Source organism: Klebsiella terrigena, from assembly GCF_012029655.1.
Taxonomy (GTDB): Bacteria; Pseudomonadota; Gammaproteobacteria; order Enterobacterales; family Enterobacteriaceae; genus Klebsiella; species Klebsiella terrigena.
Genome location: NZ_CP050508.1, coordinates 4,578,816 through 4,591,425 on the forward strand (window position 1 = coordinate 4,578,816; position 12,610 = coordinate 4,591,425).

Genomic DNA, 12,610 nt, shown 5'->3' on the forward strand with positions numbered 1-12,610 from the left:
TTTACTCCTTTTCCTGCTGTTCCGGCTTCCAGCTGCGCAGCGCCCAAATCAGCAAACCGATAATGAAGAACGCGCTCGGCGCCAGCAGGAACAAGCCGTTTGGCTGATACCAGCCGCCGTTTTGCACGGTCTCAAGGACGGTCATCCCAAACAGCTTGCCGCTGCCGATAAGCTCGCGCAGAAAGCCGACAATAATCAGAATGGCGCCATAGCCCAGACCGTTACCAATGCCGTCAATAAAGCTGGCCAGCGGCGGTGACTTCATGGCGAACCCTTCCGCCCGCCCCATCACGATGCAGTTGGTGATGATAAGCCCGACGAATACCGACAGTTGTCTGGAGGTCTCATAGGCAAAGGCGCGCAGCAGCTGGTCCACCACGATCACCAGCGAGGCGACGATCGTCATCTGCACGATAATGCGCACGCTGTTGGGAATATGGTGGCGGATCATCGAGATAAACATGCTGGAGAAGGCCGTCACCAGCGTGACCGCGACGGTCATCACCAGCGCGGTTTCCAGCTTAGTGGTCACCGCCAGCGCCGAGCAGACCCCCAGCACCTGCAGCGTAATGGGGTTATTAGCCAGCAGCGGCCCCACCAGCACGCGCTTCATCTCTTTCGTATCGCCTGCTTCAGCCATTATTCAGCTCTCCATCACGCACTCTTTTCAGAAACGGGCCGAAGCCCAGCTCGCCCATCCAGAAATCAAAGCTATGCTGCACGCCGTTGGAGGTCAGCGTCGCCCCGGACAGGCCGTCGACGGCATGGATATCTCCCGGGTGCGCCCCGCCCTTCACCACCTTCAGCGCCGGATGGCCGCTATCATCAAGCACCTGCTTGCCGATAAACTGCTGGCGCCAGTTGGGGTTTTCCACCTCACCGCCCAGCCCCGGCGTTTCGCCGTGATCGTAATACGTCAGGCCCTTAATGGTACGGCCATCGGTACCCAGCGCCACGAAGGCGTACATCATCGACCACAGACCGTTGCCGTAAATCGGCAGGATCACTTCCTGAATCTGCTGCTGCTCATCGCGCACCAGATAAATTTCGACAATATTGCTCCGATGCTTGATGCCCGCCGGGTCCTGGCTGACCTCCAGCGAGATGCTTTGCTCAGGATCTTTCAGCGCCTGCGCCTGGTTAAATTTAGCCGGGTCCTTATCCAGCAGCTCGCCGCTGGCTAAATCCACCAGCCGCGGAGAGATACGGGCGGCAAAAACGCTCTCCACCTCATCGGCGCTCATCCTCGGCGTCATCAGCCCGGATACGGCGAGGATATTGCGCTGTTTATCCAGCTCACGCTGCTCCTGCTGCCGAGACTTCAGGCCCACGGCGGAGCCAGCAACCACGATAGAGCAGACCAGACACAGCACCAGCACCACCAGCAGCGTTTTGCCGATGCTATCGTTACCTTTATTCTCAGCCACGCGACTTCCTCCGCTTAATATTGGCCTGCACCACCAGGTAATCGAACAGCGGCGCAAAAAGGTTGGCAAAGAGAATGGCCAGCATCATCCCTTCCGGATAGGCCGGGTTGACCACGCGGATCAGCACGCACATCACGCCGATAAGCAGGCCATAGCTCCATTTGCCTTTATCGGTAAACGAGGCGGATACCGGGTCCGTCGCCATAAACATCATGCCAAAGGCAAAGCCGCCGAGCACCAGATGCCAGTACCACGGCATGGCGAACAGCGGGTTGGTGTCCGAGCCGATAAAGTTAAACAGCGTCGCGGTCGCCACCATGCCGATCGCCACCCCGGCAACGATGCGCCAGGAGGCTACGCGGCTAAAGATAAGAATCGCGCCGCCGATCAGGATCATCAGCGTTGAGACCTCGCCAATCGAGCCGGGAATATTGCCGAGGAAGGCGTCCAGCCAGCTCACCGGCTGGCCGCTGGCCACGTTTACCAGCGCTTCACCGCCGCCGCTCGCCCACTGGGAGAGCGGCGTCGCGCCGGAAAAGCCGTCCGCGGCGGTCCATACCAGGTCGCCAGAAATCTGCGCCGGGTAGGCAAAGAACAGGAACGCGCGCCCTGCCAGCGCCGGGTTAAGGAAGTTACGCCCGGTGCCGCCAAAAATCTCTTTGGCGATAACCACGCCGAAAGAGATGCCCAGCGCCGCCTGCCACAGCGGCAGCGTGGGCGGGACAATCAGCGCGAAAAGAATCGAAGTGACGAAAAAGCCCTCGTTGATTTCATGCTTGCGCACGATGGCAAAGAGCACCTCCCAGAACCCCCCGACGATAAATACGGTGATATAGATGGGCAGGAAGTACACCGCGCCGAGGGTCATCATGCTTATCCAGCCCGCATCCGCGGCGAAGCTTACCCCCAGCCACTGCGCAAGGCCGTAGTGCCAGTCGCTGGCAATAATCTGCTGCAGCTGCTCTGCGCCATACAGCTTGTGCAGCGCCGGGAGCGTTTGCAGGCCAACGTTATACATGCCCCAGAACATCGCCGGGAACACGGCGAGCCACACCAGGATCATCATTCGCTTCAGATCGATGGCATCACGTACGTGCGCGGCTCCCCGCGTCACCTGACCGGGAGTGTAAAATAGCGTCGCCGTCGCTTCGAACAGCGGGTAGTATTTTTCCAGCCTGCCGCCGTGCGTGAAGTGCGGCTCAATTTTGTCAAACAGCTGCTTTAAGCCCATGACCTATCCTTCCTGCTCTATCTGGGCTAACACGCTGCGTAGCGCCGGCCCATATTCATATTTGCCGGGGCACACGTAGGTGCACAGCGCGAGATCTTCTTCATCCAGCTCCAGACAGCCCAGCGCCTGTGCGCTTTCGCTATCACCCGCCAGCAGATCGCGCAGCAGTACGGTGGGGAGAATGTCCAGCGGCATCACTCTTTCGTAGTTGCCAATCGGCACCATCGCCCGCTCGCCGCCGTGGGTATCGGTCGAAAAGTTGAATAATTTATGCTTCAGGAAGTGCCCTACGGTGGTCCGGGTGATGGAGAATTTATCTTTCCCCGGCATCACCCAGCCAAACAGCTCTTTGTCGCGCCCCTCTTTAACCACGCTCACCTGCAGGTGGAAACGGCCGAGAAAAGCACGCGGGCCAAAGGCGTGGGTGCCGCTCAGCACCGAGCCGGAAATGACCCGGTTTTCGCCGTCCGCAAGCCCGTCCGCCAGCAGCTCATCCAGGCTGGCGCCGCAGCAGGTTTGCACCAGCCGCGGCGCCTTGACCTGCGGGCCGCCAAGCGCAATAACGCGCTCGCTGTAGAGCTCCCCGTCAAGGAACAGCCGCCCGATGGCGATAACCTCCTGATAGTTCAGGTGCCAGACCTGTTTTGTCAGGCTCACCGGTTCGAGGAAGTGGATGTGGGTTCCCGCCAGCCCCGCCGGATGCGGGCCTGCGAACTGGTTAAAGGTAATCTGCCCTGAACGATGGCCGCCCAGCTTACCGCCGCTGGCCTGGCAGACGTGGATTTTGCCGTCGGTGAGGCTGGTCAGCAGCGTAAGACCGGCGTCAAAGGCCTCGCGCTGGGCGAGGATAATGGGTTGAGGATCGGCGGCCAGCGGGTTGGTATCAATTGCGGTGACGAAAATCGCCGCCGGCACGCTGCCCGGCGCCGGCGTTTTGCTGAAAGGCCGGGTGCGCAGCGCCGTCCACTGGCCGGAGGCCAGCAGCTGACGCTGTACGACTTCACGCGACAGTCCGGCAAGTTCGTCCGGCGCATAGCGGGGAAACTGCACCGCGTCGCTGCCCTCGACATCAATCACCACCGACTGCAGTACCCGGCGTTCCCCGCGGTGAACCGCACTGATAACCCCGCTCGCAGGCGCGGTAAAATGGACGCCAGGGTTCTTTTTATCTTCGAACAGCGGCTGGCCTTTCTGCACCCGGTCGCCTTCCTGAACCGCCATTGAGGGGCGCATACCGACGTACTCCTCGCCCAACAGCGCAACGCGTTTGACTGCAATCTGAGAAGTCGTCTGCTGTATTGGCATGCCAGCTATGGGCAAATCAAGCCCTTTTTTTATTTTAATCATATCGTTAGCAGGTGTCCGTAATCTAAACCCCGGCTTAAGGCCGCGGCCAGCAACATTGATGGAAAGTCAGAGAAAGAAAGGAAAAGCGAAGGTCCTGCTCATTCGCAAGACGGGGGAGAAGCATCCTTTCTTACCCTGGTGACTAAGCACCACAAGTGTAACATTTTGTGAGCGGTTGCTGTAGGTAAACCCCGTTACGCGGCTCTAAAATGCGAGCTATTGCGCAAAGTTCTGACTGCGCTTTGCCGCTGGATTCGTTATAAAGGACAACTAAATTGTAAACGCGATACGCCGCGCTTGCGAAAAATTGCCGTGATGCTAATGTGAGCGCTCTAAATCCAGAAAACTCTGATTTTGGGTCTCTCTTGCCGTCCTGGCAATGTGGTTTTTGTTTTATCAAGGAACAAGCAGTATGCGCAAAATCGCATTATTTATTGCGATGCTTCTGTTGCCGTGCGTTTCATTTGCTGGGCTTCTCAGCAATAACAGCTCGACGACGCCGGTTAGCAAAGAATACAAACAGCAATTGATGGGTTCTCCGGTCTATATTGAGATCTTTAAAGAGGAGCGAACGCTCGATCTTTACGTCAAAATGGGCGAAACCTGGCAACTTCTCGACAGCTACCGGATCTGTAACTACTCCGGCGGGCTAGGACCCAAGCAGCGTCAGGGCGATTTCAAGAGTCCGGAAGGATTTTACAACGTTGCGCGTAGCCAGCTAAAACCGGACAGCCGCTTCTATAAAGCCATTAATATCGGCTTCCCAAACGCCTACGATCGCGCGCATGGCTATGAAGGTAAATACCTGATGATCCACGGTGCCTGCGTCTCTGTCGGCTGCTATGCCATGACCGATACCGGCATTGATGAGATTTTCCAGTTCGTGACCGGCGCGCTGGTGTTTGGCCAGTCAAACGTGCAGGTCAGCATTTATCCTTTCCGTATGACCAACGCCAACATGGAGCGCCACAAGTACTCCTACTACGCGGACTTCTGGAAACAGCTGAAGCCAGGCTACGACTATTTCCAGCAAACCCACAAGCCACCGGTTATCTCGGTAACGGACGGCCGCTACGTGGTCAGCAAGCCGCTTAGCCATGAAGTTATCCAGCCGCAGCTGGCGTCAAACTACACGGTCCCCCAGGCAAAATAGCGCCCACTCGCCCGGCATGATCTTATTCCAGGTCTCATTGCCGGTGAGAGGCTGAGTGGCGATAACGGAGACCACATCGTTCGGTGTGGTCTCGCGTTGAAAGTCGATTTCCACATCCTGATCCAGCAGCGTCGCTACGCCAAACGGCGCCCGCCGCGTAATCCAGTACAGGTTCGTCGAGCAGTACGCCATCACGTAACGCCCGTCGGAGAGCAGCATGTTAAAGACCCCCTTCTCCCGCAGCTCGCCCGCCAGCTCAGCGATATAGCTGAAGACTTCAGGCATCGAGTCAGGGGTGCGGGGATAGCGCTCGGTCAGACGGTGCAGCAGCCAGCAGAAGGCCTTTTCGCTGTCGGTTTCGCCGACCGGATGAAGATTTCCCGTATCGAGAGTCTCATATCCTTCCAGCTGGCCGTTATGGGCGTAGGTCCAGTTGCGTCCCCACAGTTCGCGGGTAAAGGGATGCGTATTTTCCAGCGCCACGATGCCGCGATTAGCCTGGCGAATATGGGCGATGACCGAGCAGGATTTGATGGGATAGTCCTGCACCAGCTTAGCGATGGGCGATTGAAAGCTGGGCTGCGGATCTTTGAAGGTGCGACAGCCTTTGCCTTCATAGAAGGTGATGCCCCAGCCGTCTTTATGCGGCCCGGTGCCGCCACCGCGCTGAACCAGCCCGGTAAAGCTAAAGCAAATATCTGTTGGCACATTCGCGCTCATCCCGAGCAGTTCGCACATATCTCACCTCATACCACGCGGCTTAAATACCAAAGGCGTTACTACGTCAGCCAGCCTGAACGCGGCCAGCGCGCAAAAACCGGATCGTACCTGAGGTACGCAAGGAGATTGAGCGCTGCCCGGGGTTCAACACCGCCAGCAATACGACCTGTTAAGCTTTAACCATCTCTTTTTCGATCAGCATAATCAGAATATGAATCACTTTAATGTGAATTTCCTGAATACGGTCGGCATAGCCAAAATGCGGCACGCGAATCTCAACATCGGCGGAGCCGGCCATTTTACCGCCGTCTTTACCGGTCAGGGTGATCACCTTCATCCCCTGCGCGCGGGCGGCCTCGATCGCTTTGATAACGTTACCTGAGTTACCGGAGGTGGAAATCCCCAGCAGCACGTCACCGGTGCGGCCAACCGACTCAACGTAGCGGGAGAAAACGTACTCATAGCCAAAATCATTGCTAACGCAGGAAAGGTGGCTGACGTCTGAAATCGCGATGGCCGGGTAGCCCGGACGGTTTTCACGATAGCGCCCGGTCAGTTCTTCAGCGAAATGCATCGCATCGCAGTGGGAACCGCCGTTACCGCAGGAAAGGACTTTACCGCCCGCCTTAAAGCTATCTGCCAGCAGCACCGCGGCACGCTGGATCGCGTGAATATTGGCTTCGTCCTGCAGAAAGTTAGCCAGCGTTTCCGCTGCTTCGTTCAGTTCGTTACGAATAAGATCCTGGTACATGAGGATAATCCTTCAGTATTGGTGGAATAACCCTGGCAGTGTACCGGATAGCCGCTAAAGCGAGAAGCAGCAGGCGCTGTTATCCCCTGAGGTTTTGCTTTTACGTGCCGCATTTACGTACAACAATGTGAGCAAGGTTGTAATTATTTTGTAAACACATTGCTAAAACAAATTACATCCACTACAACCATATCATCACAAGTGGTCAGACCTCCTACAAGACAGGGAGCATTTCGTTATGATGATTTTGAGTATTGTTGCAACCGTTGTTCTACTCGGTGCGCTCTTCTATCACCGAATCAATCTCCTGCTCAGCAGCGCGATTTTGCTCGCCTGGACCGCCGCGCTTAGCGTGGCCGGGCTGTGGAATATCTGGCTGCTGCTGCCGTTAGCGATCGTCCTGCTGCCGTTTAACTTTGCGCCGATGCGTAAATCTATTTTTTCAGCGCCCGCGTTCCGCGCGTTCCGCAAGGTGATGCCGCCGATGTCGCGGACGGAAAAAGAGGCTATCGATGCGGGTACTACCTGGTGGGAAGGCGATCTGTTTCGCGGTAACCCGGACTGGCAGAAGCTGCATAACTATCCGCAGCCGCGCCTGACTGCTGAAGAGCAGGCGTTTATCGACGGCCCGGTGGAAGAAGCCTGCCGCATGGCGAACGATTTTGAAATTACCCACGAAATGGCCGACCTGCCTCCGCAGCTGTGGGCCTATCTGAAAGAGCATCGCTTCTTTGCGATGATCATTAAGAAAGAGTACGGCGGTCTGGAGTTCTCCGCCTACGCTCAGTCCCGCGTGCTGCAAAAAATGTCCGGCGTTTCCGGTATCCTGGCGATTACCGTGGGCGTGCCTAACTCTCTAGGCCCGGGCGAGCTGCTGCAGCATTACGGCACCGATGAACAGAAAAATCACTATCTGCCGCGCCTCGCGCGTGGTCAGGAGATCCCCTGCTTTGCGCTGACCAGCCCGGAAGCGGGCTCCGACGCCGGCGCCATTCCGGATACCGGCGTAGTGTGCATGGGCGAGTGGCAGGGCGAACAGGTTCTGGGCATGCGCCTGACCTGGAACAAGCGCTACATTACCCTGGCGCCCATCGCCACCGTACTGGGGCTGGCGTTTAAACTCTCCGACCCCGATCGCCTGCTGGGGGGAGAAGAGGAGCTGGGCATCACCTGCGCGCTGATCCCAACCTCAACGCCTGGGGTTGAAATTGGTCGCCGCCACTTCCCGCTTAACGTACCGTTCCAGAACGGGCCGACCCAGGGTAAAGATATCTTTGTCCCAATCGACTACATCATCGGCGGCCCAACGATGGCCGGCCAGGGCTGGCGGATGCTGGTGGAGTGCCTCTCCGTCGGTCGCGGGATCACCCTGCCGTCAAACGCTACCGGCGGCCTGAAGTCCGTGGCGATGGCCACCGGCGCCTACGCCCATATTCGCCGCCAGTTCAAGATCTCCATCGGTAAAATGGAAGGCATCGAAGAGCCGCTGGCGCGTATTGCGGGTAACGCCTACGTGATGGACGCCGCCGCGTCGCTGATTACCTACGGCATCATGCTGGGCGAGAAGCCGGCGGTTCTGTCAGCAATCGTGAAGTATCACTGCACCCACCGCGGCCAGCGTTCAATCATCGACGCAATGGATATCACCGGCGGGAAAGGCATCATGCTGGGCGAAGGCAACTTCCTCGCCCGCGCCTATCAAGGGGCGCCGATCGCCATCACCGTCGAAGGTGCCAACATTCTGACCCGCAGCATGATGATCTTCGGTCAGGGCGCAATTCGCTGCCATCCGTACGTGCTGGATGAAATGGCCGCCGCGCAGAACAACGACGTTGACGCTTTCGACAAGCTGCTGTTCAAACACATCGGTCACGTCGGCAGCAATAAGGTCCGTAGCTTCTGGCTGGGCCTGACCCGCGGGCTGACCAGCAGCACGCCAACCCGCGACGCGACCCGCCGTTACTACCAGCATATGAACCGCCTGAGCGCGAACCTGGCGCTGCTGTCCGACGTCTCAATGGCGGTGCTGGGCGGCAGCCTGAAGCGTCGCGAGCGTATTTCCGCACGACTGGGCGACGTTTTAAGCCAGCTCTACCTCGCCTCTGCGGTGCTGAAACGCTATGACGATGAGGGGCGTAACGAAGCCGACCTGCCGCTGGTTCACTGGGGCGTTCAGGATGCGCTGTACCAGGCAGAGCAGGCCATCGACGACCTGCTGAAAAACTTCCCGAACCGCTTTGTCGCCGGCGTCATGCGCGTTGCCATCTTCCCGACCGGCCGCCACTACGACGCGCCGTCCGATAAGCTGGACCATAAGGTCGCCAAAATCCTGCAGATCCCGAGCGCAACGCGTTCGCGCATTGGCCGCGGCCAGTACCTGACCCCGAGCGAGCACAACCCGGTTGGTCTGCTGGAAGAAGCGCTGCTGGACGTCATGGCCGCCGACCCGATTCATCAGCGTATCTGTAAGGAGCTGGGCAAAAACCTGCCGTTTACGCGTCTTGATGAGCTGGCCCGCAATGCGCTGGCGAAAGGGTTAATCAATCAGGAAGAAGCCACCGTTCTTACCCGAGCGGAGAGCAGCCGCCTGCGCAGCATCAACGTTGATGACTTCGCCCCGGATGAGCTGGCCACCCGGCCGGTAAAGCTGCCGGAGAAGGTCCGCAAGATTGAAGCCGCCTGAATAATAAAATAGCCACATCACGATCGGGGCGGGGGTTTTCCTCCGCCTCTTTTTTTGCCCCGCTTTGCTCCCTCTACTCTCTCTGCCCTCTGGCTGCGCACAAATCGTTTCCAGCATTAGCATTTTTTTAACAAAATATTCCGCTGACTATCCAGAGACTGATATGGTGTTAAAGTGACTATAACAGCCTAATGATAATGGAGTTGACCACCGTGCCTGGCCTGAAAATTACGCTACTGCAACAACCGCTGGTGTGGATGGACGGTCCCGCCAACCTGCGCCATTTCGATCGCCAGCTGGAAGGCGTCAGCGGGCGCGACCTGATTGTTTTGCCTGAAATGTTCACCACCGGCTTCGCGATGGAAGCCGCTCAGCAGTCGCTGCCGCAGGAAGAGGTCATTGACTGGATGCGGGAGAAAGCGCTGCAGAGCAATGCCCTTATCGCGGGTAGCGCGGCGCTACAAACCGAACGTGGCCCGGTTAACCGCTTCCTGCTGGTGGAGCCCGGCGGTAAAACCCATTTTTATGACAAGCGACACCTGTTCCGGATGGCCGAAGAGCATCATCATTATACGGCCGGCAACGAGCGGGTCGTTTTCGAGTGGCGCGGCTGGCGGATCCTGCCGCTGGTTTGTTACGACCTGCGCTTCCCGGTGTGGTCACGCAACCATAACGATTACGATTTAGCGCTGTACGTGGCCAACTGGCCGGCGCCGCGCTCGCTGCACTGGCAGTCGCTGCTGGTCGCCCGGGCCATTGAAAACCAGGCCTACGTCGCCGGCTGTAATCGGGTCGGTACCGACGGTAATGGCCACCACTATCGGGGCGACAGCCGCATTATCAGCCCGCAGGGAGAGATTCTGGCAACGGCAGAACCGCATCAGGCCACGCGACTCGATGCGGAGCTGTCGCTCACCGCCCTCAACGAGTATCGCGAAAAATTCCCCGCCTGGCAGGATGCCGATCCGTTTAGCCTGAATTAATTCCCCGCCCCCTCGTCATCGAGGGGGACGCTCTTCAGCCTCGTTAACACGACGCTGCTCAATACGCGGGCAATAAATTTACGCCCCCACCAGCATCTTGTTTTCCTTTATTATTTATTTCGCCCTAAGCCCCAGGACATTCCCGTGCAGAGGCCTTCCCTGAGGATACATAATATTTTTCTGGCAGGATTACTTTCTGTTCTACACTAATAAAATGGATAAAATTCAACAATAACGAGAACGGTTTTCAAATAACTTTCAGCAACTTTTAAACGATTCCATCTCAAATACTGGCCTGGTTTGTAAAACTGGCCGGAGCGGTTGTGTGCGCATTCTCAGCGAGAACAAACCATCATGGAAAATGATAATCTGCTTATTGTTGAAAAAAGACTGGTTGCCCGTTTTATGGATATGTTCATCCGGTTTGGGCTTATCCTGGCATTAGCCTCCTTCTGCTATACCGTATTTTCTCCGTTCCTGAATATGATGCTCTGGGCCGTTATTCTGGCGGTCACGCTCTATCCGCTCCATCAATATTTTGCCGCCCGGCTCGGCGGAAAACAGGGCTGGGCCTCCACAATACTGGTGTTGCTTGGCATTCTGCTGATCGTGGCGCCGACGGTGCTAATGATAAGCTCTCTGGGAGAGAGCGTCAGCGCGCTGATTGATAAGATGAGCGGCCGCAGCTTCGCCATTCCCCCACCGTCAGCCCATATCGCCACGATCCCCGTCGTCGGGGAGAAGATCAGCGCCCTATGGCTAAAAGCGTCGATGGATTTACCCGGGCTGATAAACAGCTACCGCACCCAGATCGGTGAAATTGCCAGGCAGGTGCTGGGCATTCTGGCCAGCATGGGCGGCGGACTCATCGGCTTTATCCTCTCCTTCATCGTTGCGGGCATTATGATGGCCTGGGGTAGCGCTGGCGCCAACAGCGCGAGGCGGATTGCGATTCGTATCACCGATGAGAAGAAAGGCCTGACCTTAACCCGGATCTGTACCAGCACCATTCGCGCCGTCGCGCAGGGCGTTATCGGCGTTGCGCTTATTCAGGCGCTGCTGGTTGGCATCATCATGATTATCGCCGGGATCCCGGCGGTCGGGATCTTCTTTATCCTGGCGCTGATCCTCGGGATCGCCCAAATCCCCGTCATTCTGGTGACCGCCCCGGCAATCGCGCTGATGTGGAGTATCGGCGACCACGGCACCGGAATGAACGTCCTCTACTCTATTGTGCTGATCGTGGCCGGCATGGCCGATAACGTCCTTAAGCCGCTGATGCTCGGGCGCGGCGTTGACGCGCCGATGCCGGTAGTCCTGCTGGGCGCATTAGGCGGCATGGCGACCAGCGGCATTCTTGGGATGTTTATCGGGGCAACCCTGCTTTCCATCGGTTATCGTATTTTTATGACCTGGGTCGACGAGGGCCAGGCCCACGCCAGCCCAGGCGCCAAAGATGCGCAATGAAGGGAGAGCCTAGCGCTTTCTGCCAATCGGCAGCGCCTGCCAGCCGCTACTCTCCCGCTTTCTGGAGCAACGCCTGGATAACCGGCCCGATCCTGTTTGGTCCGGCCATCTGGACAGCGCCTCCGGCAAAGACGTGTGGAACGCCGCCGCGATGCGCTGCGCGTTATTTATCGCCATCGTGCTGTACGGCTGGGCCTGGATCGCCATCTTTGAACGCTGGGGCATCCTCTCTCCCACTTCGACAGAACCCTCTCCCGGAGGCTAACATGCTGCTACCGCTGCTGGCGGGAGTGCCGATTATCCTGTGCAATATGCTTCTGCAGTCGATTGTTTCAGTGTGGTGTATCCGCTTTTACATCAGGCGATTTCGCAGTAAAGAAGGCTTTACTGCCGGCGTGCTGGCGCTTTTTGGCACCATCATGATTATCCTGATGGGGAACCTGCTGCAGATTCTGCTGTGGGCCGGGCTTTTCTTGTGGCTGGGAGAGTTTCGCGTACTGCTGGATGCGGTTTACCATTCGGGCGTTAATTTCGCCACCTTAGGCTATGGCGATATCGTGATGAGCGCCAGGTGGAAGCTTCTCGGCCCGCTGGAAGCGGTCAACGGCGCGTTGATGATTGGCCTGTCCGGGGCATGTATGCTGGCTGTTTTGCAGCATCATATCCGCAAGCAATTGAAATATATGAAATGAATAAGATGGCGTCGCTAAAACGACGAAAGCCTGAATCATTGCTGATTCAGGCTTTCTGAATAGTGGCGGAACGGACGGGACTCGAACCCGCGACCCCCTGCGTGACAGGCAGGTATTCTAACCGACTGAACTACCGCTCCACTTTCACTGTTCCCT

12 protein-coding genes and 1 tRNA gene are annotated in these 12,610 nt (G+C 57.5%); 6 read left to right on the plus strand and 7 right to left on the minus strand.

The window, feature by feature from the left end; all coding sequences use genetic code 11:
- Position 1 precedes the first annotated feature (1 nt).
- The 4 genes from HCK03_RS21490 to HCK03_RS21505 are packed head-to-tail and all read right to left on the minus strand — an operon-like array spanning position 2 to position 4,005.
- Positions 2–640, minus strand: a complete 639-nt coding sequence (locus HCK03_RS21490; RefSeq protein ID WP_041144175.1) for an NADH:ubiquinone reductase (Na(+)-transporting) subunit D — start codon at positions 638–640, stop codon at positions 2–4.
- Positions 633–1,427, minus strand: a complete 795-nt coding sequence (locus tag HCK03_RS21495; RefSeq protein WP_041144174.1) for a Na(+)-translocating NADH-quinone reductase subunit C — start codon at positions 1,425–1,427, stop codon at positions 633–635. The genes HCK03_RS21490 and HCK03_RS21495 overlap by 8 nt, the downstream gene beginning before the upstream one ends.
- Positions 1,420–2,658, minus strand: coding sequence for an NADH:ubiquinone reductase (Na(+)-transporting) subunit B (locus HCK03_RS21500; protein ID WP_041144173.1), 1,239 nt, complete (start codon positions 2,656–2,658; stop codon positions 1,420–1,422). Before HCK03_RS21500 ends, HCK03_RS21495 begins: the two co-directional genes overlap by 8 nt.
- Before the next feature lie 3 nt (positions 2,659–2,661).
- On the minus strand, positions 2,662–4,005 hold the full coding sequence (locus tag HCK03_RS21505) for a Na(+)-translocating NADH-quinone reductase subunit A (protein ID WP_167692170.1): 1,344 nt from the start codon (positions 4,003–4,005) through the stop codon (positions 2,662–2,664).
- 412 nt (positions 4,006–4,417) lie between these two features.
- Between HCK03_RS21505 and dpaA the strand changes: the two genes are divergently transcribed.
- Positions 4,418–5,158 (plus strand): peptidoglycan meso-diaminopimelic acid protein amidase, encoded by a 741-nt coding sequence (gene dpaA, locus HCK03_RS21510; protein ID WP_041144171.1) that lies wholly within the window; start codon positions 4,418–4,420, stop codon positions 5,156–5,158.
- Here dpaA and HCK03_RS21515 read toward each other — a convergent pair.
- Together HCK03_RS21515 and lpcA are read right to left on the minus strand one after the other, a co-directional pair.
- Positions 5,129–5,896 (minus strand): class II glutamine amidotransferase, encoded by a 768-nt coding sequence (locus HCK03_RS21515; RefSeq protein WP_041144170.1) that lies wholly within the window; start codon positions 5,894–5,896, stop codon positions 5,129–5,131. The two genes, dpaA and HCK03_RS21515, sit on opposite strands and share 30 nt — an antisense overlap.
- Before the next feature lie 151 nt (positions 5,897–6,047).
- A complete protein-coding gene (gene lpcA, locus HCK03_RS21520) occupies positions 6,048–6,629 on the minus strand; it encodes a D-sedoheptulose 7-phosphate isomerase (protein WP_004133848.1) in 582 nt (193 codons plus the stop codon).
- Positions 6,630–6,867: 238 nt separating this feature from the next.
- Here lpcA and fadE point away from each other — a divergent pair, with 238 nt between their 5' ends.
- From fadE to HCK03_RS21545, 5 genes are all read left to right on the plus strand, one after another.
- Positions 6,868–9,312 (plus strand): acyl-CoA dehydrogenase FadE, encoded by a 2,445-nt coding sequence (gene fadE, locus HCK03_RS21525; protein ID WP_135185164.1) that lies wholly within the window; start codon positions 6,868–6,870, stop codon positions 9,310–9,312.
- A gap of 212 nt (positions 9,313–9,524) precedes the next feature.
- Positions 9,525–10,295, plus strand: a complete 771-nt coding sequence (locus tag HCK03_RS21530) for an amidohydrolase (protein WP_041147524.1) — start codon at positions 9,525–9,527, stop codon at positions 10,293–10,295.
- Between the two features lie 354 nt (positions 10,296–10,649).
- Positions 10,650–11,762: an AI-2E family transporter gene (locus HCK03_RS21535; protein WP_123550936.1), complete on the plus strand. Its 1,113-nt coding sequence runs from the start codon at positions 10,650–10,652 to the stop codon at positions 11,760–11,762.
- A 133-nt stretch (positions 11,763–11,895) separates the two neighbouring features.
- A complete protein-coding gene (locus HCK03_RS26495; protein ID WP_266096254.1) occupies positions 11,896–12,027 on the plus strand; it encodes a hypothetical protein in 132 nt (43 codons plus the stop codon).
- Between the two features lies 1 nt (position 12,028).
- Positions 12,029–12,454 (plus strand): ion channel, encoded by a 426-nt coding sequence (locus HCK03_RS21545; protein ID WP_123550935.1) that lies wholly within the window; start codon positions 12,029–12,031, stop codon positions 12,452–12,454.
- 63 nt (positions 12,455–12,517) lie between these two features.
- Here the strand turns inward: HCK03_RS21545 and HCK03_RS21550 are convergent.
- Positions 12,518–12,594 (minus strand) — tRNA-Asp (locus HCK03_RS21550).
- Between the last annotated feature and the right edge of the window lie 16 nt (positions 12,595–12,610).

Coding starts and splice junctions, on each gene's coding strand:
- HCK03_RS21490 (WP_041144175.1), bottom strand. CDS start 640: ATGGCTGAAGCAGGCGATACGAAAGAGATGAAGCGCGTGCTGGTGGGG.
- HCK03_RS21500 (WP_041144173.1), bottom strand. CDS start 2,658: ATGGGCTTAAAGCAGCTGTTTGACAAAATTGAGCCGCACTTCACGCAC.
- HCK03_RS21505 (WP_167692170.1), bottom strand. CDS start 4,005: ATGATTAAAATAAAAAAAGGGCTTGATTTGCCCATAGCTGGCATGCCA.
- dpaA (WP_041144171.1), top strand. CDS start 4,418: ATGCGCAAAATCGCATTATTTATTGCGATGCTTCTGTTGCCGTGCGTT.
- HCK03_RS21515 (WP_041144170.1), bottom strand. CDS start 5,896: ATGTGCGAACTGCTCGGGATGAGCGCGAATGTGCCAACAGATATTTGC.
- lpcA (WP_004133848.1), bottom strand. CDS start 6,629: ATGTACCAGGATCTTATTCGTAACGAACTGAACGAAGCAGCGGAAACG.
- fadE (WP_135185164.1), top strand. CDS start 6,868: ATGATGATTTTGAGTATTGTTGCAACCGTTGTTCTACTCGGTGCGCTC.
- HCK03_RS21535 (WP_123550936.1), top strand. CDS start 10,650: ATGGAAAATGATAATCTGCTTATTGTTGAAAAAAGACTGGTTGCCCGT.
- HCK03_RS21545 (WP_123550935.1), top strand. CDS start 12,029: ATGCTGCTACCGCTGCTGGCGGGAGTGCCGATTATCCTGTGCAATATG.